The sequence below is a fragment of the Aliifodinibius sp. S!AR15-10 genome, assembly GCF_031569985.1.
In the GTDB taxonomy this organism is placed as follows: Bacteria; Bacteroidota; Rhodothermia; order Balneolales; family Balneolaceae; genus JAMQKA01.
Genome location: NZ_JAMQKA010000002.1, coordinates 126,169 through 147,764, shown reverse-complemented (window position 1 = coordinate 147,764; position 21,596 = coordinate 126,169). Strand labels below are relative to the sequence as shown.

Here is a 21,596-nt window from a genome sequence, read left to right as displayed (position 1 = left end):
TCTGAATGTGGTTCTTGTCTTTAACTTTATCAGTTAAAATGTTCTAAAATTCGGTTCCTGTCTTCATTTTGTTTCTCTCCCTTAAAATAGAGTTCGACAAACACAATTTTCTCATCTCCTTCAAAATGGGCATAAACAACACGTAAACCGGTGTTAGCTCCTCTTCCAGGGAGAGAACGACACGCCATTTTCTTAACTTTAATTACACAGGATTCGATTCCAAGCCCGCCGATTTCAAAGCTAAAAGGGGGACGAGCCTCAGGGGAAACACGTAGCACTTTCTTTAAAATTTCTAAATCATCTCTCAGTGTTCGGTATCTTTTGGAAAGTTTTTTTAAATCTCTTTTGAACGGTTTTAGCTCCTCAAACGTCACTGTTCTCCGGTTTTTCGTAATCATAAGTCTTAGCAGAGAAAGGGGGCTCGCGATAAAAAGCCAACTCGTAATCTATTACTTCTCCATCAGATGTAGCTTTCCAAGGTATATCTTTATGAGAAAAATCGCTTATCGAAGAAGCTGACCAATCAGAGAATTGTTCAATGACTTGATCGAGTGTTTCCTTTTCTGCACCACTTATTTTTTCTAGATCGGCTTTATTAAGTGGTAGATAGCGTGTCTGTGGATAGCCGTAATATTCGGTTTTTATCCTTTGGAGTTCGCCTTCATCAATCATTTTATCGAAAATCTGATCAAGATAAAGGGGTACTGGCCCATAGGGTAGTTTCCGGTAGGTTGCACCTGTTAAAAATGATTCTCGTTTTTCGAAATGATTGAAATCAGCAAAATAAAGCAATTTGTAAAGTACCGTTTCACCTACATTGGGCTTGCCCGCACACTTTTCAAGAATGTAGAGTAAGATATTTTTAAACCTCTCATACCTAAGTTCATCCGAAGGTACAGAAACTCGCTCTTCAATTTCTGGTTCTTCATCACTCGATAAGTCAATATTTGACTTTCCGGAAGAAGGCTGGTCAGAAAAGAATTCAGCTACAGGAAATTCCAATTTTTTTGAAAATTGGAACAATTCTACAGCTGTAACATTTCTTTTACCCTTTTCTATTTGAGTAATTGAACTTCGGGACATATCCATGCAGTCGGCCAAGTCTTGCTGGGTCCACTCTTTGCGTTTTCGGTACTCCTCAATTCGTTTCCCAATCTCAATATTATCAAACATGTATTCCCATATTTGTTATTTGGATTAATTCAAAATTAACGAAAGTTAGAATAAGGCACAACAAAATGTTTGAAATTACACCATAAATGTTATAAGTTCTAACATAATATTGATTTAAATTCTAACATTTAGTTGAAAGGAGCCTCTTATGGGGTCTAAACAAGACAAATCAAAATCTGACAAAGCATTGACTTTAACTGTCATTACAACTCGGGGTGAGTATGAAGATACTTTTCCCAAAACTACAAAAGTTCAGGAGGTCATCGATAAGATAAGGGATCATTTTGATCTTACCGGGACAGGTACATTTGAGCTTATTATTGAGGGAAGTGAAGAAGAATTAAATCCTAATCGTCCCTTAGTGAGTTATGGCTTGGAAGACGGCGATGAATTAATTCTCACCAACGACGGTAAAAACGTATAAATGTCGGTTTCAAGTGAAATATCACTGGATCACATTTCGAGAGAACTGGAGGAAGCTTCGTCTTTCTTAGAACGGACGAACATTCAGTTGGATGATTCAATGCTAAATGAAGACAACTTGGTATTCCGAATTAATATTCGGGCTACAAAGGATGATGAATTATACATAGTTGAATTCAAGTGCGAGAATTATCGGCATGTCCCCCCTTATGTTGAAATGATTGATCCAAATACTGAGGAAGCTGGTGTTAAGAGTGCATATCCAAATGTTTTTCACTCCCATCCCTGTATTTGTGCCAGGTTCAATCGGAAAACTTATGGAGAGCACTCAGGCCTCCACAAAAAGTGGAGTTATGGTGACTGGCAAAATGAAGTTTCTACAAATCATCTTGGCGGCATGATTTCACATATTTACAACGCCATCCAAGGTAGAATGAATGGCAAACCTTACAATGGTAGAATGCAATGATTTTTGATTATTTGCGAAGATTGTGGGATTCAATATTTAACCCATCTAGTGAAAGTGTACAGTCTAACGGTATAGAGAATAACTATTCTCTATACCCTGTATACCTTCCGGAGAATCTAATGCGGAAAACACAGGAACTGCTACGATCCTTTTCCAATGGTGAAGAAGAATGTGAAGGATTGGTTTATTGGGCTGGTTTTAAGGATGGAAACGGTGGAGTAGTCACCACATTGATAGTACCAGATGCCAAAGCTACTCCCGGTAGTGTTGAGACTACTGCCGTTGAAAATGCTAAAATTGTCAAGCTGCTTAATACAAATGGGCTTGTGCTTTTGGGGCAAGCTCATTCACATCCGCCAGGCTCGGGGAATCACCATTCACAAGGTGATGATATGCTTACATTTTCACCGTTTGAAGGTCATATATCAATAGTAGCTGCTAATTATGCCCGTCCACAAGAGAAAATATTAGAAACATGGGGTGTCCATAGGTTTTACAATGGTCGTTTCAAAAAAATTGATCATGCTCTATCGAAAAAACATTTAAGGATAATCCCACCAGTAGTTAACCGAAGAATGAAGCAGAATTAAGTTATGATAAGTGAAGAAGAGTTTTATAAAAGACGTGGAGATCGCACAAGAAGGATAGCAGGTACCGACGATTATACTAAAGTAACGACAGGTATTACTACTGATAATCAGTTGGCCTCAACCTATGCCGGTCAAGTCATGTTGATAACGGCTGCGAACCTACTGTCACGATGGTCTAGAAAGATTGAAATTGATATACCAAACGTTGAGTTAGTTAATCAGCTGAGGGGAAATATCTACAACAGTTTAATCGATCGGATCCAAACTGAATGTAAAGAAGCAAATCCATTTTGTGATTTAAGCTTTAAAGAGGTGAACTCAGATACGTTAACTCTTTTTATTGGATCTGAATATGAAAAATCGCTTTCCCCCACCTATTGTATAACAGCTGATGGTTGGGATGTTGTCGGATGGAAACCTGAAGATTATAAAAATATCATAAGGTATTCTGACACCAATTTTGTTCCTTCTGCTCAGTTAGCATCGTGTTTGGGAGTCGCGCAGTTGTTTAAGATTACAGTTGGTCAAAAAGAAGATAAACTATTGGGAAGTTTTAGATGGTCATTATGGGATTATAGCTTGGGATCTTTAAATCGAGGACCAAATGACACTCCTTTGATACTACAGGATCAAAAAACTATTGGAAATATTTTACAGGTAGGTATAGGAGCCGTCGGATCAAATGTGCTATACTTTCTATCTATGGTGAGTCCTAGTGCACATGTTGAAATAATAGATTACGACAAGGTTGAAGTGGAAAATTTAGACCGAACGTTATTGTTCGGTATATCGGATGCTAGTCCATCTCAGGGAGATAAAGTCTATCGTGCCAAAAAGATATTAGAAAAAATTGGATTAGTAGGTGTAACTCCTTTTAAAGGTAGCTGGAGTGAATTCGCTGAAGATAAGTTGGATGGGAATGGTTTTGATGTATGGCTTGCATTAGCAAATGAAAATAATGTATGGCAGGCAATGGCAGAAAACTTGCCTCCATTGGTTATTCAGGCAACAACAAATGATGATTGGGGGATTACGTTAGGTAGACATATACCTTTTAAAGACTACTGCCTGCGTTGCAGATTTAAACCGGATAACGGTAATATCAAAACACTTTGTAGTCAAGGTGACATTGAAATTCCTCAAAAAGATGATGAATCAGAGAATAACAGAGTCCATGCCTCTCTTCCATTTTTGTCGGCTTCTGCTGCTGCCCTCATTGTTTCTGAATTGTGCAAGTTAAGTTATATGAACTATGCGGGCCTATCCAATTATGTTGCGGCGAACTTAAAGTTTGATTTGTCTCATATATTAACCCTGACAAAAAAGCCAAAACAATCATGTCCTGTGTGTGGCTTTCAATCAAGATCATTGTGGGAAAAGCGAAATAGTAATACAAAATATTCTTATTTGAGTAACTAAAGTTATTAGTATGAATGATACCAATAACTATAATCACAGTTACTAATTATGGCTAGAAGAGAAAACGCTAAACAATCTAAACATGATTAGGCAGTATGGGCAGCAAAGGACACATATAACAAGAAGGGAAAGAATGCCAACCGAAATAGATGTTTTTACATTTTTTCCGTTATATTGAATAGCAGTTACTTCATTAATAAATAACGCTATGAAAACAAAAGAGTTAATAGAAGAGATATCCTCCCTGCCCGTGGAAGATCGGGTCCTGGTGGCCGATTCTGTCCTGCGCTCGCTTAATCCTCCAGAAGCGGAGATAGATAAGAAATGGGCCAAAGTGGCTCAAAAACGTCTAGACCAGTTGCAAAAGGGAGAGGTTGAGACTATTCCAGGGGACCAGGTATTCAAGAAAATTAGCCAACGGTATTCTAAATGACCTACCAGTTTCACCCTGAGGCAGAGCGGGAGCTGTTTGATGCTGTTGACTATTATGAGGAGCGCGAAAAAGATTTGGGATACGACTTTTCTAATGAGGTGTATTCCGCCATACAACGTATTCTAGCTCATCCCCAAGCATGGCCCTTTATCGCAGAAAATATTCGCCGGGCTCTCCTAAAACGCTTCCCTTACGGCATCTTATATCACTACGACATGCAGAAAGAGCAAGTGTTTATCGTTGCCGTCATGCATCTTCATAGAGAACCTAGGTATTGGCAGGATCGCTCTTAAACTAATTGTTTAAAGTACATCTTATTGGAATTGCCTGAATTCCTATCTGTTTTGCCATGAAGTAGGTCGAATTCCCATCCAAAATAGAAAACTTCCCGTTTTCATCTATCCCTGGAATCACTTCCAAGGGTTTTCTCCTAGGCCTTTTCCCGTAGTAGGTTGCCCTCATATTGAAGAACGCCCTCGTAATCCCACCTCGTCGCTTTCTGGTTGGGGTAAGCATTTCAATGGGCAGAATGATCGAGGCCTCGGACAGCTCAAAAAACCGGTCCAAACGGGCCGGATCCAGGCAAAACAGCTGCTGGAAATTGTGCAAGTACCGTCTTGTCTCAATCGGTTCCAACCAATCCGTAAGTGGAGCCTGGTGGCCGTTTTCATCGGTATAGCACACTTTAACTAGTTGTCCAGTCTCATCGAGTCTCAGATGCAACTCGCCATAATCATGATACTGGCGGTTAATGCGGGCCAGCTGTTTGGCAAATAGCCCCATCGATATCGACGGTTTACTCACGGTCACCACCGGTAAAGAAGCTCTAAAGGTCTTCGGCATGGGGATTCTCCCGGATGGTCTGAATGATATAATCCACTTCTGACTTTCGGCATAGCTTAACGGCTTCACGCCCATTACTCTTATTCCGCCCGTAACTGCGCACCGTCATCATTTTGCGATAGCCGCACCGGTAAAAGGTGGTCCGGGAGATACGCCCCAGCTGCTCGCACATATAGCTGATGGCTTCTCCGATAGTCATAAGTACCTCATCCGGTGGTTGGCCGGTTCCGCTTGCCAGCGGGGTGTTGGTCGGGTTGTGTTGCGTGTTGTTTTCCATGATTTTGTGATTAGAAGTTATCTTTCTTAGAATCTTATGAGCCCCTGTCAAGTTTCGTAATTTCAGTGGGTTAACCTGCTAAGAAACCTCATAAGATCGTTCTTAGTTTTCTTAGCAGGTTCTTAGGTTTCTTATGGTGTTCTTATCGTTTTTCTTAACAGTATTATTATTAGCTAACTAACTAATTATATTATATATAGATGGTGGTCAATGCGGGCCGTTTTTAGCAGCTAAGAACATAAGACGGTTTCTTATAGTTGGCCGGTTTTGGCTTATTTCCACCAAATAAATCTAAAATGGCGCATCCCCTTCCTCCGTGGTATAGGCATCTCCATCGGCTGCTTGCCCGGACTGGGCGTTGGCCTCAGCCCGCCGGCCGAATGCCCGTAGCCAAGCCCCGTTAATATGATGCTGCGGGATGCGGTATCCGTGCCGGACCGCCTTCTGGGTGCCAGCGATCGGATCATCGTAGTTGTAGTAATGGCTTTGGGCCTTCCCGTTGATATCGATGGCTTCGATCTCCTCCCGCACCGCATCTTGGCTAACATATTCCCGTCCTTTGTTGTAGTTGGTATAGGCGTCCCAGATGCCACTCCAATAGATGATCAGCTCTCCTTTAGCCTCGTTCCACCCGTAGTACCGCTTGGGAAGCGCCTTGTTTTCTTCCATGACTTCCAGGCTGGCTAGGAACTGCTGCAGGGGCGTCTGTTGGACTTCCCGTTCGGCAGAGTTGGCCAGGAACTCGACCCCATACCGGAAGATTTCCGGGGCCATGCGGGCCTCTTTGAGCAGCTGGTTCATTTCCGTCAGGTCTTCATCAGATATTCTGCCCGCCTGTTGCCCCTCGCCCCTGGATTGGTGGACAAATTCGGCGAACTCCACGTCACTCGGTCGGCATACAAACAGATCCACCGTCAGCAGGGCCGCCATATTTTCGATCTGCCGGTCCTTCACCTGAAATCGGATGCCTTCCTTGTCGCTTCGACGCTGCAGCTCCTGCTCGACCGCCTCGGTGAGTAGTCGCTTGGTCCACTGAAGCTCTTGCTTGAACAGGGCCCGGTTAAAGTCATTGAATCGGAATAGCAGTGAGAGGAACAGCCCCTGCATGTCGGTTTTATGGCCATCAAACCACCACAGGTGATGCACTTCCCCCCGCTTGTCCTCGGCATATTCGATCATGATACAGCGGGACCGAAAGTGGTCTTCGGTGGGTTTGTAGTTGGAGATAAACATCAGCTGGGAGCGGACCGGACTCCAGGCGTTCTTGGATCGGTCATGGGAGGCACTCACGCCACGTTGCCGCAATTCGTACCACATGTTAAATACCTGGGGCGTAATCTTGCCTTTGCCAGGAACAAACTCATCCATGATGACGGGAATCTTGCTGTGGTTGGCCAGCTTGTTTTCGGCGGATTTTAGCGTAGGATTGGAATCCACATCGTTAAACGACTGACCGAAAAAGTTCAGCATGATTTGCGAAAGCTGTCCCTTACCGGTGGAGGGATCCCCGTACAGGTAGAGAAACACCACGTGCTTGAACACATCATAAATTTCATCGAAGAACAGGAACGAACACATAAAGGCAAAGATCAGGTAGCCTTCGGCTTTCTTGTCCGGCTGCTGGCCGGCTACCAGCTCCCCGAACTTTTCCCGAACCGTATCGATAAAATATCGCAGTTGGTTCCCGGTTAGGATGTCTGCTTCCCCGGTGGGATAGAAGCCGCCAGCAGGCGAGGGAAGGGTCAGCATGGGGGCCGGTTCGATGCGTCCCGGCTTGACGTAAAAGCTCGTATCGGCCGGGACCATTGGGAACATCCCTGAGCCCGCCTCAGGAGCAATAATATACTGCGGCTCCTGCTGGTGGTCCTTCGGGATGGTGATGAGCGCATTCCGGGTCAGGTAGAACCGGAAGCCGTGGTGCTCGATGAACCCGTAATAGTCGAACTCATAGACGGTCCGCGGCTGCCAGCGGTTGCACAGAAAGCTCATAAAGTACAGGATCTCATCGTCGCTCTTGAATCGGGCCGACTGGTAGGAGTGTTTAAAAATTTGGACCTGGAAAGCTTTCTTCGAGAGCAAATCCTCCGGCTCCAGGATAAAGTATTCACTGCAACGCTCTTTGCCCGTTTCGGGTGCCAGCCACATCACCTGGCACTCATAGAGGGTCTGGTCCCACTTGAGGCTTTCCGGGTTATAGCGGATGATCTTCGAGTGAATCAGGATGTCAAAGGCCCCGATCCGGCGGCTGGTCCCGTCGGTCTCATTGCGGTACCAGCCGTAGCTTCCACCGAAGAGGGTATCATCAAATTCGAACGGGGCATGCCCGCTAGTGTTTTCTATGAGGTCTTGGCCGGTCGAAGGTTGAACCTTTCCACCTCTTATGGGAGATCCTGCAACCGATCCATCTCCGTTTACTGAATGGTGCATGCCTTCCGGGTTTTGGATTTCAGGATATAGTGTTCGCTCACGTACCGGGGCTTGTACAGATCGCCGTATCCGTACATGACCCACAGGCCAAATCCTTCCACCAACTGGGTTTCGATAAGTTTGACCGTTTCCCGGCGCCACTCTCCATCCACGTCGGTGAATTCAATGGTATCACCCAGGGTAAATTTTGTTTTGATGGTTGCCATGATCTCGTCTGTTAAGAAATTTGTGACTGTGCCGGTTGGAGTTGTATGCCTTTGACGGCCTGCAGGGCCTGCGAGGAGAGTCCGAACGCTTCTTCCAGGCGGGCCTGCAGCTGGCCGGTGGTGATGCCAAGGGCCTGTTCCATCGCGCACAGGCGCCCGTCGGAGATGTAGTAGGGCTTTTTAAACCACTGGCGGAAGGCATTGAGCCGGACGTCGGGGAACACCTCGCTACGGAACTCATTATAGGAGTCGTGCTGTCGAAAGATTTCTCGTTTGATGAGTCCCAGGCGTATGCGGTTGATTTCGAATTTGGTTATCGGTCCGTTCATCGGTTAATACTCTTTTAAAGTTTTTAGGTAAATGGTATAATTATGGGGGGCATCGGCTCGGAAAACCGATACCCACAGGGGTAAGGTAGTGACGGGATAACATCAAAAACAATTAAAATTGTTGCGGTAGGAACTATTGCGAGAGGGGGCTTGTTCCATTTGCAACAGAAACAACCACTTGCGGAAAGGAAAAAGTTGAAAAAAGATTCAGGCGAAATACTGCAGGAGAATGTCCAGTATCTGCTGGAGGAGTATTACGAGGGCAATGTCTCCAAAATGCAGCGGGGCACGGGCGTCAACCGGTCGGTCCTTTCCGAGCTTAAGAACGGGACCAAGACCGAGGTCAACAGTTCTACGCTGGTCCGCTTCGCCCAGTCTGGAATTAACCTCAATTGGCTGCTGACGGGAACGGGAACCCCATTCACCGCCAGCGACCAGGAGGAAGCCGCCGAGCTGGGTGCCCGGCAGCTGCTGGGTAATCGCACCACCCAGATCAAGAAGCTGACAGGTGAGATTGAAGCCTTGCTATCGGCCGAAACAGAGCTCCGGCTCGATCGGGATGTTCAGACTGCACTTCTTGAACTACTGAAGACAGCCGTTCGATAAGAGCGAGGAGTTCTTGTTTACGCTTCACCGGCCGTGGGCCGGTTACTTGGTTTACTAAACGAGAGGATTTGACACTGTTAGTCATTGCCATTTGCGCTCCTGTAAATTTACTTTTTGTCTATTGTTGTACCCACTAACAAAATTAAAGAAAGAGTAACTCAACTGAGGTTTGTTACACACTTGGCGAAAATATTTTTTCTATTACTTTACGTTCAAAATATTTTCTACGGCCACCAAATCTCACGCTTGGAATATAATTTTTATTGACGGGAGAAAGGTTGCTACGGTTGAGAATAGTCCGTTGATCAATGCCAATTTCTTTATCTACATCTTGGGCAGTCATAAATTTAGAGCGATCCGGCGTGGCATTGAGGGCACTTAATACAAAGTCCATCTTCAATTCTAACGTGGCAATTGATTCTAACAGATTGGTTTTTTGGTCTTGTGGATTCATGCGAGGTTGTTCTATTGAGTTGAATTCTTTTTAGACGCCGACAAAGAAAGGGCAATTGGGAATAAAATTCACTTAAATGGAAAATCAGATTTTGGAAAATCGAGGCTAAAAACGTGGGGTAAATCCAAAATTTGTGATAATAGAGCAAAAATGGTTATTAGAGGCTGGAATAGGATATATTATCGCTCAAATTTTAGCTTTAAATAAATTAATTTCTTAGATATATGTCAGGAACACACAACATTTTAATGATAATGAGTAGAGTGCTCATAGATAATATGGGCCACGGAAAGGGAATCAATACTATCACATAGGTACCCTTACTTGGACAGAGTACCCAGCGGAAGTGGGATAGCAGCTAGTTCCACTGCTAGCAATTTAGACAACAATGATTATCTTTCTGAGTGAATTCTTTTCACAGTATTGCTTACCTGTTGTAACAAATGATGTTACATTTTCTCTCAAAATCCTTATTTCTGGTGTGAATGCCTAGATATCATCATGTCTTCGGATCAGAAGGTTGAGGGTTCGAATCCTTCCGGGCGTACTCCTCATAAGCCCATGACTCGCAATGAGTTATGGGCTTACTTATTTTATAGAATCCTTATCTATTTAGATTTTAAATTCTAATTTGGGTAACATTTGGGTAACATAACTACTTGCTAAAGACATTCATTAATTAATTAGTCGATCCTTAAAAACTTGGTTTTAAGATTATTCGGTGATTCATCGGGTTGACACATCGCAGCAAAATCCTGAGCCAACGAAGCAGCTGGCGCATCCACAGCTGCAGGTTCCAAGCGGTCGCCGCCAGCAGCAGGTTCATTTGGCTCCCGGCGGAGCCTTTCAGGTAGCTGCGGGACAGCCCATAGTCGCTCTTTAGGTGGCCAATGATCGGTTCGATGGCGGTACGCTTGCAGAACCAGCGCCGCAGCCGGCGCTTCTTGTTGCGATCGTTGCCTGCCTTGAACCGATCGGGATACCACACCTGCACGCCCAGCACCTCCGTCAAGCCCCAGTAGCCGCGATCGACAATGGTTTTTTCCGGCAGGCGACCCGTCAGCCTCTGGTATTGCCGGAGGGTGGCCTCCAGCGTTTTCGAATCATGGGCATTGCCTTCGGCCATGGTGGTGCCCACCACCTGCAAATTAGCGGTGATGGCCAAGCTCACCTTTCGGCCAAACTCACAGGTTTGTGGGCCTTGCCTTTGGCAATGCAGGCGGTATGCGGCTCGTGGAGGCTGTAGACTTTGTTTTTGTCGTGACGACGTTGCCCGAGCACCTGCTGGCACAATTATAAGACAGGCTGACAGGTGGCGGTAGCCTCCTCAGGTAGTTTCCGTTGGACCTCCCGCAGCAGCCGTCCGGCGCAGGCGGGGAGCTTGCGAGTGGACTTGCGAGCCGCCTTGGCCCGCTTGGGATGAGATCCGTTATGGGTGGCTCGCAACAGTTTCTTCCCCACAAACCGGTACGACTGCTTGAGCTTGATGTCAGCAGCTTTTGCAATCCCCCGCAGCCGCTCCATCACTTTCCCGTAGAGCTTGGCGTCGGTGGGAAACGTGATATTGGTTTCCTCCCGCGGTCGTGTCCACACACAAGATCTTCTCGTGGGCTTTTTTCCCATGCAGGGCCACCGACCAGCCGAAAATTTTTTCCATCCCGCACGGGCCCAGCCGGCCCCGGAAGTGCAACAGGTCGCTCGGGGCAACCGGAAACCGCCACTGGAACCGATCCATGCCCGAAAAATACTGGTAGTACGGATTCTGGACCCATACCCCGGGCAGGCTCTCATCGCCATGCCCATACATCTGTTTGAGCAACAGCAGACTCACCATCAGCCGGATCGGGTAGGCCGGGCGGCCGGTCTCGGAATACAGCTCGGCGAACTCGCCCTCCAGGAGGCTCCAGGCCAGGCGATCAGCCAGCTGTACTAAGGGATGCTTCGGATCGGTAAAACTTTTTAAAATGGGACTGAACATATCCCATTGCGATTGGTCTCGGGGAGCTGAAAGCATGGCAAAATCCGTAAGGTTTTAAGTGTATTTCGTCCAGAATCTAAGGGATTGTACCATAACCTTATCCACAAAATGCTGTGAAGAACGATTATTTTCGCCGATTTTTATAGTTTATAAGGAGCGAGTATTTAATTTGTAATCGGATTATTTCATACTACAGTTTAAAAATTTAGTGCTCATTAAGTGAGATAATCCATTCGGCAATTTTGATTGCCTCTTTCTCCGGAACATTGGTCATCGGTGGCATTGCCGTGGCAAAATCAGGCCAGTTGGAAAGGTCCGGGTTGTAAATCAGTTCTACCATCTCCTCTTCGGTATAATTTCGCTGCGCTATTTCGGAAAATGCCGGTCCGACCTGGCGGACGTCCCTGTTATGACAGGCTGTACAGGTATATTTTGTCAATAATGGCTTAACAGATTCATAAGTAGGTGCTCCCTGGTTTGATCCCTGATCCTTAGTTTCCCTAACCATCTGCTCGGTCTCTGAGCCGGAATCATATATACTCACTTCGGTCATTGATAATTCAGGGCCATCAGGAATTTTCTTCAGTGTATAATAGGCTGAATTATGCAATAATGGCTGACCGTCTACCACCGATCGAACCCCATCGACTACTAGGTAATGAATGTAGTTTTTCTTCAGGTTCTCCACTTTCAGGCGAATGGTAGTTCCATCTTCTGATACTTTTACCCCTAACACTTCAGATTCTCCCTGGTCAACCATCGGGCTTCCATATACCGGGTGGTACTTGTAGATAAAGGTCGAAACCGAGTAGGATGCCAAATCTCTTGCCGTCTCCGGATCCACTGGTTTCGTAAAGGCGATTTCAAACCCGTCTGGGGTGGCCCAGATGGTTTTCATCTCAAACGGGATCTGCCCGTTCCATACCAGCCGCTGTAGGCCTTCGTTGGACTCTCCGGCTGATCCCCACCCACGGTTCGTTTCACCAATAAAAAGAGATCCGTCATTGGCCCAGGCCATCCGTAGGACTCCCGACTTGAAGCCACTTCGGAAATCAAATGCAGCCCCTTGATAGGTTCCTTTGACCTTTTCCAGGGCGATTCTCGATATTTTGCTCTGTCCCTGATCACCAACCAACAGCTGCCCTTCAAACGGGCCAAAGTGACCTTCCGGAATTTTCTGGATATCCGAATTTGAGATTCCCAAGATACCGTGCGGCAGCCAAACAGCCGGTGTTTTCAGGGCCGGAAGTTCTTTCTGGAGTTCGAACATCGTCTTATAATCCTCCTCGTCCTGGATATTCTCAGGCTTTATATATTTGCCTCTTTCATTCTTGTTGATGCGGGGATCAATATGTTTGTACAGGTCCTCGGTGGTCATACTCAACGGCGAGTTGGGTTTATCCGTCCATCGCAGCCCGGCGGGGTGCCCAGTGAAATCTCCTTTTTCCACATGCCAGATTCCCCCGGAGCCTATCCAGTCCCCCTGATTTTCGGCATAAAACAGTTCTCCATCCACCATGCCCAGTCCAGCCGGGGAGCGCATGCCTGTTGCCCAAGGCTCCATCTTCCCGTCCTCCGAGATATGCATCAACCATCCTCTCCACGGAACCCGGCTCTCGCCCCGCCACCATTCTCCGGCACCAAAGGCCACATTGGCCGACACAAAGAACGAGCCGTCAGGGGCAATCAGCGGGCCATAACTGTACTCATGGTAATGTCCCGATAATGGCCAAGAATAGACTGTCTCTATGAGGTCGGCTTTGCCATCGTTGTCGGTGTCCTCCAGACGTGTCAGCTCGCCCCTCTGAGAGCAATAGAGCGCGCCATCTTTATAGGCTAACCCCAAGACTTCGTGCAGTCCAGTAGCAAACTTCCGGAAATATGGGTTCGTACTGGTCGGATTCTCCACGATAAAGATGTCACCCCTGCGCGTGGCCACTCCCAGGGTCCCGTTGGGCAAGACTGTTAAGCCTCCTACTTCCAATAGAAACTCTTCCGGGCTGGTAACATCCACAATAGTAAAATAATCCTCCTCGGCTGGCATATTTTGACCGAAGGCCGCAGTACCGATAGCAAAAAGTATAATCAGTACAAATATCCAATAACGTATGTCATTCATATAAAACCTCATCTTATCCTTAGACTTAAAACAGAATGGTATAATTTATGGTTGGTCGGGCCAGCAGAATAAGCTCCTGGTGGCCATCAATTTCCCTAACAAATGGATCAGAACCAGCAAGGCTCTCCGTTTGGATATAATAGGATTGGTCATCAATTAAATACCGGTTCTTCTCCACCTGTTGTATCAATTGGCCGGTAGCTATTCGTAGATAGACATCCTTAAGATTCCCCTTCAATCTCATTGTTCTTTTAAAACCGCCCCCATCACGGACCGTACGAACCTTATCTTCAACTGTTGTTTCAAAAACCGTGTAGGTGAATCGGGGATTCCCTCTGTCGTCTAGGGTATAGCCTTTGGTTTTAAAACCGGTTCCAGTCGTATCGGTTTTCCAGATTGCCTGTTCATTTTCCAGTTTGTTAAGTACCAATGCCGGTTCCTCCAGCAGGTGTTCTACCGATCCATTGGGTAGCGAGGAACCATCGCCGCGATCGTACCACATGGGGGTCACATCTAAAAAGTCGCCCCGCCACAGCTGGACCACATTACCGTGATTGAGATCATAGGTATAATGAAGCTTATCGAGGCTGCTTACCGACACCGCATGCGTAATTCTACTACCACCCGGCAGATCCATGAAACTACGTAGCACCGGCTTCTCACTTGCATGGACGTAGATGGGATTAGGATCGTTTTGCCCTGCCAGCTGACGTTCGCTTAATAGATGGCGTTGCATGCCGTCGGAGGATACCATCAACTCAAATCCCGGCGCTTTCCAATCTGACCGTCGAGCATACAATAGTTCAAAAGACTGACCTCCTTTGGGTAGAGCTACGCTGCCCTCGTAAGTGTGCATTCCGATGATTTCTTTATTTGCAACCCGTAACACACCATCACCATCTGCGACGTCTAAATCAAAATTGTATTTGCCAGCCTCTTCAATATGAAGCGTTCCGGAATAATGCAGCAAAAATTGCTCGGGGAGACTTCCCAAGTTAGGGGTTAGCAGTTCTGAAGTGCCTGATTTAGCAGTCGTTAGGGTGTTCAGGTTGGGCTCTTCGGTAAATACGCCCTCATACACGTGGTACTCAAGATCTTTTACCGAAGGGACCGGTCGATCATACCGCGTGATCTTAATGTTACGGAACGCCACCGGACCATGATCCCCCTGGAATCGCAGCGGACCCTCGGGAACCTCACCATCTCCATACACTCCGGCTGTAGGACCCACGAGTTCGACATCTTCATGGATGACGACGCCATTGAGCTCCGCCCGGAGCAGACGGGCATTGGCCACTTTCAATCCTTTCTCGTTAAACCGGGGAGCGCGAAAGGAAAGCTCAAGATGTTGCCACAGCCCCGGTGCTCGGCTCACATTTTGCCGGGGGGCTTTACCCTGACGAGGTCCCTTCGCTTCCGCCGGGCGCTCATAAATCCCGCCGTTATCGCTGGATGAGGGTACTTTAACGGTCCAACTATCATGCAGTTGGAGCTCATAGCGGCCCTGTAGATAGATACCTGAGTTAGATGCTTTGGGCATCAGGTAATCCAGGGAAAGATCGATATCGCCGTGTTCCAGCTTGGTATACAGGTCTTCTCCCCCATGGGCATTCTGGGGATTGTTGACCAGAATACCATCGCCGTTAGATACCGTAATTGTGTTATCGCTATCCAGGGAAGCCGTTACCCTGCCCGCCGTTTGCCAACTGCCGGCGGGAGCTTTAAAGTGAGACCAATCATCAAGTACTATCGTATCTGAATCCTGGGCGTGGGCATCCGAAAAAAACAGGATAAACATCAGGACGACCATCCCTATAAAAGGACTAAATGAGTATTCTTTCTTCTTCATATTATTAAGTAGTCATAATTAGGATGTTAATGATCATTTTTTATGGGATTAAGGTTTAAGAGTCATTAGGAATCTTAATTTATTTCAATAATTATTTCGCACGTGCCTAGAGATAATTTTTTTGTGTCGGCTCTTTTCTGCGAGTTCTAAATCCGATGTCTAGAAACTTGCTCCATACAAACTATTTTAACCTATTAGGGCTGTCCTTTTCCAGGTTACGCAACGGAGGTATTTGCTTGGAAAACCATACGCCTGTAAGGCGGTCGGTATGATCGTCGCGCACCCGAAGGTATGGGGGGAAATCCCCCGTTTCTTCTATCCAACCATCCAATACACTTGCCAGCTCTCGTGCCTTTTTCCAATAATCTGGATTGGCGGCCACGTTATCAACTTCCCATGGATCCTCTTTTAAGTCATATAGCTCAATACGAGGCCTCGGCACCTTAAATAATTGCGTCTGTGCGGTGGTAAGTACATCTTCCTTTTTGCGTTGGATCAGACTTCGAAATGAAGGGCTGCCACCAATATCGGCGGGTGTTCCGTGTGGAAGATGGATGTAGGCATTTTGCACAAGTTTATAACGATCTGTACGTAAACTTCTAATGTGTTCATCTGAATCGTGCCAATTACGTTCACTAAATACAACGTCCCGGCCCGATATACTTTGATCAAAGAAAACGGGCAAAATGCTTCCTCCCTGCATCGCATCCGGCACCGGGTAATCCACCAGATCTAACAAAGTCGGTGCAAGGTCAATTACACTTGTAAGCCCGTTATATCGACTCCCCGCTTTAATACGATCGGGCCAATTAACAATAAGCGGCGTTTTTACTCCTTCATCATATACCGTCCCTTTTGCCCTTGGAAATGGGGCTCCATTGTCGCTAAGAAATATCACGAGTGTATTTTCGCGCTTCCCTCGGTGCTCCAGCTCCTCCATAAATCTACCAATCTGACCATCCATCCGACTGATTTCATCATAGTATCGGGTAATATCGGCCCGGGTTTCGGGCGTATCAGCTAAATAGGGGGGGACAAATACATCTTGCGGGTCATGTTTAGCAGGAGCATTTTCATACGGACGATGTGGATCTGAAAAACCTACCCAAAGAAAGAAAGGATTGTCATCTGTTGAATCAAGAAAGGTGGGAAATTCCTCCGCAAGCTCACTACTATACCAATCAAACTGAGCATTCGCATGAGGACCGTAGTGCCTCTTTTTCATATGTCCGGTATAAAATCCTTTTTCACTTAAATAGTGTGGAATAATGCGGGTACCCTCGGGTAAAGGCATGTGCAAATCTTCTGCCCCTGTAGCATGAGGATACAGTCCCGTGAGGATAGATATTCGGGAGGGACTGCACTGCGCAGTTGTTAGAAATGCTTGTTCAAACTGTAATCCCCCTTCAGCTAATGCATCGATATTTGGGGTCTGAATGGTTTCATTACCATAGGCCCCAAAGTCTCGCCACCCGGCATCATCCGCCACGAAAATCAATATGTTTGGGGATATATTCTCTTCAATAAACTCAGGAGTACTACCGGTTTCAGACTGACTCTTAACATCTATTTGAGCTAAACTCAGGTGAGCTATCCCGAACATTGATAACAGCAAAAGAAGTACATTCCACAACTTAAAGCCTCTTTTTTGCATAAAAAACATATCACTCAAAATTTTATATATTATCTTTGTCATTTGGGAATTGACTAAAGGGTTTCAAACCCAAGCTATTTTTTTAAGTAATTGAGTGTATAAAACAGTCGATTGTGGCTGAGAGTATCTCCTTGCTGGGACGATAAGCCATTAATCCGCAAACCGTAAATAAAACCCGGATCAAGCTTTTCGAGCGTTAGCTTCACTGTTTTATTATCACGAGCTACCTCAGCATCAGTCACGTTGATGGTTTCTATACCATACCGGTCGGAGCCGTAGGCCTGATGGTATTCATAGTAATATCGCTCAAATATGAAGTTGCTGGGATTTTCTGCGGCTTCGGAGTTGACCGGCTTGGTAAATGCCAGTTCAAACCCTTTCTTCGTCAGGCTCATATTCAGCACTTCCATCGGCACGATGCCGTTCCAAGTAATACGCTGGATGCCCTGTTCCCCCGACCAGCCGTGATCGTTTTGGCCTACCCACAAATCGCCCTCCGGAGAAAAGGCCAGCCTGTTGTTGCCAATGCTCAACCCTGTTGAATCAATAAAAGATACAGCAGCTCCCTGGAATCTACCCTGTACTTCTTCCAGCATTACGCGCACAATGCGTTTGTGATTCATCTCCCCGATGAACATCTGCCCGGAAAACGGACCAAATTTTCCGCCAGTTCGGTCGATGAGCGGCTGGGTTGGGGAGTTCACAAAAAATCCATGCGGAAACTGGACAGCCGCCTTAGTACGCATTTTATTTAACACGGGCACCGGTAGTTCCAACGGTTCAATATCCTCAAATCCCTCCTCCCAGACCAAGCTAGGGGCGTGCCCGTAAAAATTATCCCGTTCAATATGGTAGAGCTTGCTGGTTCCGAGCCAATCGCCCTGGTTATCCGGAACGAACAGGTTCCCCTCGTCATCCATTTCGAGTCCGTTGGGAGAACGAAGTCCACTGGCCCAAGGGATCGTTTTACCATCCGGGGTAATCTTCAGTACCCAGCCGCGATAGGGGACGGCCGAGTACATCCGTCCCTTCCGGCCAGCAGGTGAAAATTGCCCCCGTATAATATCGTACACTCCGGCCAGTGCCGAGGCGGTGTTCATTGCGATATAATAATTGCCATGCTTATCAATTTCCGGTCCATAGGCAAATTCATGATAATTACCTGACATGCCGAAATCGTCGGTAATTGTTTTATAGAGATCGGCTTTGCCATCCTTGTCGGTGTCCGTAATCCGGGTCAACTCCGCGCGCTGCATAACCAACATCTCATGGTTGGAAACCGCAGTAATCCCCAACGGGTCCTGCAGCCCATAGGCGAACAGATCCCACTGTTTGGTGTCTTCATTATAGACCATTACCTCACCGCGCCGGAAGCAGGCAACCAGTCGGCCGTCAGGGAGAAAATCAAGTCCGCCAGTCTCTACACTTAGACCCTCCGGTGTTTCAATCGTTTCCACACTGTAAGCGGTGCTCTCCGCAGTAGTAGCTTCCTGCTGGCAACCCGCAAGGGTGACAAAAAACCATCCCAGCGTAATTATTACGAGTACAGTTCGTTTCATTCTGCAGTTCACTTTACTCTTCTGAAATAATTGAGATTGTAAATTCCTGCGCCTGGTCCGGGGTCAGCTTCACCATATCTCCTTCTATCGTCCCTTTTGACACCTCAACTCGGATCTCATCATTATCACTTAACGCATACCAGATCGGCTGATCCACATTTTCGAGCACATATTCTATTCGAAAACCGGGGGTAGTCTGGGCCGGAAGAATTAACTCGCTCACAGTAATATCACCCATGTCGTACTTGAAACGCGGGTATCCGTCGATCATGCGATATCCCTGGAATTCGTGTTGGGGAACAGAATCCTGGTGGGACACCCGAAATGGAAAGCCGGTGGTATTCCGATAATAGATATCGCCCTTAATTTTGGCGACCTCATGGGCTTTGCCGTCCCACTGATTGGCAACGTCAATATAACCGCCGTCCCAGACATATCGGAGGAAACTGTAACCCGCATCCCAGTTGTAGGATTGCTCCTTCTCCATGCCCACGGCAATGGCGGCCGGACTCGATTCTGGCATAAAAAGCCGGGTCAGGGTCGGCATGTCCCGAGGGTAGGGATGCAACGACATAGACGCGGCCATCTGATTTCGCACTTGTTCCGGGATGTTTGGGTCCTCATCCAACGGGGGCAGGTCATCCGGGCTTCTGGTCGCATAAATGGCCCCATACATGACCATACCGTGGGCTGGATAGGTGCACACATAAGGATAGACAGTTTCTTTATCCGGGACCTTAAAAAGGATAGATGCTTGTCCACCGGGGCCCAGCAGGGGTGTACTTTCCAGTACATTGGATGATTTAGGAATAAAATCATGCTCTACCCCCCGCTCGCCCATCGTTTCGGCCGCTTTGACTACACTAACCCGGGTCTCAGGCTTGACGATGAGCATGTTATGCATCATCTCATCTACATTTTCCAAGGTGATACGAACGGTAGACCCCGGACTAACCATAAAACGGACCTTGTCATATTTCAGTCCGGCCACTGCTTTCAGCTCTACCGTTCTGTCGACTAAAGAACTACTTTGTCCATAAATTATAGCAGGAGATAAAATGTAAGTAGCAAAAATAAGGTAGCATAATAATATGAGGGCTAAACTTCGGTTGGAGCTTTTATTGAATTTCAATATCTCGTTATGTTACAATTATTCATTATTATTTACGAAATGGTAGGATTGGTTCCTGTGCAAAGGTAGAGAACGTCAAAAGGTGTGTATACACCGCGCTGTTCCTACTCACAATCCTTTACAAACAACTTTATCAACTTTCGATTATTAGTGGCGAGTACATTGGTATATTTTTTAAACAAAACACACTGTCAATCCACGTTTTAATGAGATACTGTCTTTTGATATAATCTCTTCGCGGTCGCATTAGTAGTATGTTGGATTAAGTTATTCGGTTTTTAAAATTCGCGTACTTTGATACTGTGGAAGTGAACCTCGTTGCCGTGATCCTGCAACAGTAGGTGTCCCTGTGGCCACTGGCCGAACCTGTCCCATTTCTGGTACTTGCTGTAAGCCACCAGGGCCGAAAACATTTGGGAGAAACGGTCATACTCCACCACCTTCACATTATTAAGCCAGTGCTCCACGTGACCGTGCTTGGATACGATACGGGCTTTGTTCCATTCGTCTACACCTTTAAAAGGCTTACCGTGGTAAGGATACTCTAGATTAGTAGCCGGGATCAGGTCATACAGAGAGGCAACAGTTCGATTGCCTTCCACGCCCTTTTTCGCATCGGGGTGACGTTGGTCATCCAGCACCTGAAATTCGGTACCGATGGCCGAGCCGGTGTTCTTGTTAAGATTCGGGTCCACAAAGTACTTAATCCCACTGTTGGCGCCTTCGGTAATCTTAAATTCCACTTCTAGCTCAAAATCGCCGTATTGTCCCCGGGTGATAATATCACCGGGACCAGTAGCTTCTTTCCCGTCGGTTTGCTCGATCGTTAGCACTCCGTCGTCGATGGTCCAACCGTTTTCGGGAAAGTGGTCGATCTTGGCCCCGCGCCAGCCCTGACTGGTCTTCCCGTCCCACAGCAGCCGCCACCCGCGGGACTGCTCCCAGTCGGTCAGCTGGTTTTTGAGGTAGCTGATCTGTCGTACCTGCATGTCAGGTGTCCTGCGGTGGCCCTGCAGGTCCTCGGTGCGGATGCGGATGTTCCGCCACTTGACCTCGGCTCCACTCAGGGACTCATTATCCCCAATCGAGTGGACCTGCAACCCGATAAATCCCTTAGCTGTCAAGTCATCGACCAGCCGTGCGCACTGCACCCCGTTGATCCACGTGTTGATATGCGGGCCGATCGCCTCAATCCGCACGGTGTTCCACTGCCCGAGCTGAAGTGCTGACCGCGCCATCGGATTGCTGGCCAGCGGATACAGCCACCCCCGACGGGCCTCATCATAAATACCACCACTCCAGGCTCGCCGGGAGGGATCCAACTCAACCTGGTAGCCGTGCACACGGCTATCTCGGTAGTCCGGTTTACTGAGGCTTCGGATCTGCACGCCCGTGTTCATCTGGGTGTCCATGAACACTTCAAACTCCAGGATGAAATCTCCGTATTCCTTTTCAGTTGTTAAAAAGGAGTTGGGGGTATTGGGAACCGCCCGGCCCACGATTGCCCCATCTTCGGCGCGGTACTCAGACTGCCCGTTTAGCTGCGTCCACCCATCAAGGTTGTCTCCGTTGAACAACTGCTGCCAGCCATCTTGGGCCAGAAGATGAGCGGGCAGCAGTATTAAAAAAAGTAATAGTGCTTTTAAATATTTCATA

24 protein-coding genes are annotated in these 21,596 nt (G+C 46.9%); 7 read left to right on the top strand and 17 right to left on the bottom strand.

All coding sequences use genetic code 11. The annotated features are described in order from the left end of the window. Positions 1-29: 29 nt before the first annotated feature. Positions 30-374 carry a hypothetical protein gene (locus NC796_RS02260; RefSeq protein WP_310681701.1) on the bottom strand — a complete coding sequence of 115 codons (345 nt, stop codon included), beginning with the start codon at positions 372-374 and terminating at the stop codon, positions 30-32. Next, positions 364-1,173, bottom strand: coding sequence for a type II toxin-antitoxin system antitoxin SocA domain-containing protein (locus tag NC796_RS02255; RefSeq protein ID WP_310681698.1), 810 nt, complete (start codon positions 1,171-1,173; stop codon positions 364-366). The genes NC796_RS02260 and NC796_RS02255 overlap by 11 nt, the downstream gene beginning before the upstream one ends. A gap of 148 nt (positions 1,174-1,321) precedes the next feature. Here NC796_RS02255 and NC796_RS02250 point away from each other — a divergent pair, with 148 nt between their 5' ends. The 6 genes from NC796_RS02250 to NC796_RS02225 all read left to right on the top strand — a co-directional run bounded on the left by NC796_RS02250 (position 1,322) and on the right by NC796_RS02225 (position 4,800). Further along, a complete protein-coding gene (locus NC796_RS02250) occupies positions 1,322-1,597 on the top strand; it encodes an EsaB/YukD family protein (RefSeq protein ID WP_310681696.1) in 276 nt (91 codons plus the stop codon). Continuing rightward, the gene (locus NC796_RS02245) at positions 1,598-2,065 is read left to right on the top strand and encodes a hypothetical protein (RefSeq protein WP_310681694.1); all 468 of its coding nucleotides are present in this window, start codon (positions 1,598-1,600) and stop codon (positions 2,063-2,065) included. It begins immediately after the preceding gene. Then, entirely contained in the window at positions 2,062-2,655 is a 594-nt protein-coding gene (locus tag NC796_RS02240) for a hypothetical protein (RefSeq protein ID WP_310681692.1), read from the top strand. Before NC796_RS02245 ends, NC796_RS02240 begins: the two co-directional genes overlap by 4 nt. A 3-nt stretch (positions 2,656-2,658) precedes the next feature. After that, positions 2,659-4,074, top strand: coding sequence for a ThiF family adenylyltransferase (locus tag NC796_RS02235; protein WP_310681690.1), 1,416 nt, complete (start codon positions 2,659-2,661; stop codon positions 4,072-4,074). Between the two features lie 208 nt (positions 4,075-4,282). Beyond that, positions 4,283-4,507: an addiction module protein gene (locus tag NC796_RS02230; protein WP_310681688.1), complete on the top strand. Its 225-nt coding sequence runs from the start codon at positions 4,283-4,285 to the stop codon at positions 4,505-4,507. After that, a complete protein-coding gene (locus NC796_RS02225) occupies positions 4,504-4,800 on the top strand; it encodes a type II toxin-antitoxin system RelE/ParE family toxin (protein ID WP_310681686.1) in 297 nt (98 codons plus the stop codon). Before NC796_RS02230 ends, NC796_RS02225 begins: the two co-directional genes overlap by 4 nt. 1 nt (position 4,801) lies before the next feature. Here the strand turns inward: NC796_RS02225 and NC796_RS02220 are convergent, their stop codons facing one another. From NC796_RS02220 to NC796_RS02200, 5 genes are all read right to left on the bottom strand, one after another. Next, entirely contained in the window at positions 4,802-5,350 is a 549-nt protein-coding gene (locus tag NC796_RS02220; protein ID WP_310681684.1) for a hypothetical protein, read from the bottom strand. Next, positions 5,334-5,627: a hypothetical protein gene (locus NC796_RS02215; protein WP_310681683.1), complete on the bottom strand. Its 294-nt coding sequence runs from the start codon at positions 5,625-5,627 to the stop codon at positions 5,334-5,336. The genes NC796_RS02220 and NC796_RS02215 overlap by 17 nt, the downstream gene beginning before the upstream one ends. Before the next feature lie 291 nt (positions 5,628-5,918). Next, positions 5,919-8,054 (bottom strand): hypothetical protein, encoded by a 2,136-nt coding sequence (locus tag NC796_RS02210; protein WP_310681682.1) that lies wholly within the window; start codon positions 8,052-8,054, stop codon positions 5,919-5,921. Then, complete coding sequence (locus NC796_RS02205) at positions 8,039-8,260, bottom strand: hypothetical protein (protein ID WP_310681681.1); 222 nt, start codon at positions 8,258-8,260, stop codon at positions 8,039-8,041. The genes NC796_RS02210 and NC796_RS02205 overlap by 16 nt, the downstream gene beginning before the upstream one ends. Positions 8,261-8,271: 11 nt before the next feature. Further along, positions 8,272-8,589 carry a hypothetical protein gene (locus tag NC796_RS02200; RefSeq protein WP_310681680.1) on the bottom strand — a complete coding sequence of 106 codons (318 nt, stop codon included), beginning with the start codon at positions 8,587-8,589 and terminating at the stop codon, positions 8,272-8,274. A 195-nt stretch (positions 8,590-8,784) separates the two neighbouring features. On the opposite strand from NC796_RS02200, the gene NC796_RS02195 reads away from it, so the two are divergent. Then, a complete protein-coding gene (locus NC796_RS02195; protein ID WP_310681677.1) occupies positions 8,785-9,195 on the top strand; it encodes a hypothetical protein in 411 nt (136 codons plus the stop codon). A gap of 172 nt (positions 9,196-9,367) precedes the next feature. On the opposite strand, the gene NC796_RS02190 is transcribed toward NC796_RS02195, so the two are convergent. The 10 genes from NC796_RS02190 to NC796_RS02145 all read right to left on the bottom strand — a co-directional run bounded on the left by NC796_RS02190 (position 9,368) and on the right by NC796_RS02145 (position 21,595). Next, a complete protein-coding gene (locus tag NC796_RS02190) occupies positions 9,368-9,649 on the bottom strand; it encodes a hypothetical protein (RefSeq protein ID WP_310681675.1) in 282 nt (93 codons plus the stop codon). Positions 9,650-10,343: 694 nt separating this feature from the next. Further along, positions 10,344-10,940: a transposase gene (locus tag NC796_RS02185; protein WP_310681673.1), complete on the bottom strand. Its 597-nt coding sequence runs from the start codon at positions 10,938-10,940 to the stop codon at positions 10,344-10,346. 2 nt (positions 10,941-10,942) lie between these two features. Then, on the bottom strand, positions 10,943-11,242 hold the full coding sequence (locus NC796_RS02180) for a hypothetical protein (protein ID WP_310681671.1): 300 nt from the start codon (positions 11,240-11,242) through the stop codon (positions 10,943-10,945). After that, positions 11,139-11,456 (bottom strand): hypothetical protein, encoded by a 318-nt coding sequence (locus tag NC796_RS26745; RefSeq protein ID WP_409070343.1) that lies wholly within the window; start codon positions 11,454-11,456, stop codon positions 11,139-11,141. The genes NC796_RS02180 and NC796_RS26745 overlap by 104 nt, the downstream gene beginning before the upstream one ends. A gap of 376 nt (positions 11,457-11,832) precedes the next feature. Further along, a complete protein-coding gene (locus NC796_RS02170; RefSeq protein ID WP_310681667.1) occupies positions 11,833-13,746 on the bottom strand; it encodes a hypothetical protein in 1,914 nt (637 codons plus the stop codon). A 25-nt stretch (positions 13,747-13,771) separates the two neighbouring features. Further along, positions 13,772-15,595: a DUF1080 domain-containing protein gene (locus NC796_RS02165; protein WP_310681664.1), complete on the bottom strand. Its 1,824-nt coding sequence runs from the start codon at positions 15,593-15,595 to the stop codon at positions 13,772-13,774. A gap of 181 nt (positions 15,596-15,776) precedes the next feature. After that, a complete protein-coding gene (locus NC796_RS02160; RefSeq protein WP_310681980.1) occupies positions 15,777-17,258 on the bottom strand; it encodes a sulfatase in 1,482 nt (493 codons plus the stop codon). Between the two features lie 65 nt (positions 17,259-17,323). Further along, positions 17,324-18,808, bottom strand: a complete 1,485-nt coding sequence (locus tag NC796_RS02155) for a hypothetical protein (RefSeq protein WP_310681662.1) — start codon at positions 18,806-18,808, stop codon at positions 17,324-17,326. A 13-nt stretch (positions 18,809-18,821) separates the two neighbouring features. Beyond that, positions 18,822-19,799: a plastocyanin/azurin family copper-binding protein gene (locus NC796_RS02150; protein ID WP_310681660.1), complete on the bottom strand. Its 978-nt coding sequence runs from the start codon at positions 19,797-19,799 to the stop codon at positions 18,822-18,824. A 419-nt stretch (positions 19,800-20,218) separates the two neighbouring features. After that, on the bottom strand, positions 20,219-21,595 hold the full coding sequence (locus tag NC796_RS02145; protein WP_310681658.1) for a DUF1080 domain-containing protein: 1,377 nt from the start codon (positions 21,593-21,595) through the stop codon (positions 20,219-20,221). Position 21,596: the final 1 nt, after the last annotated feature.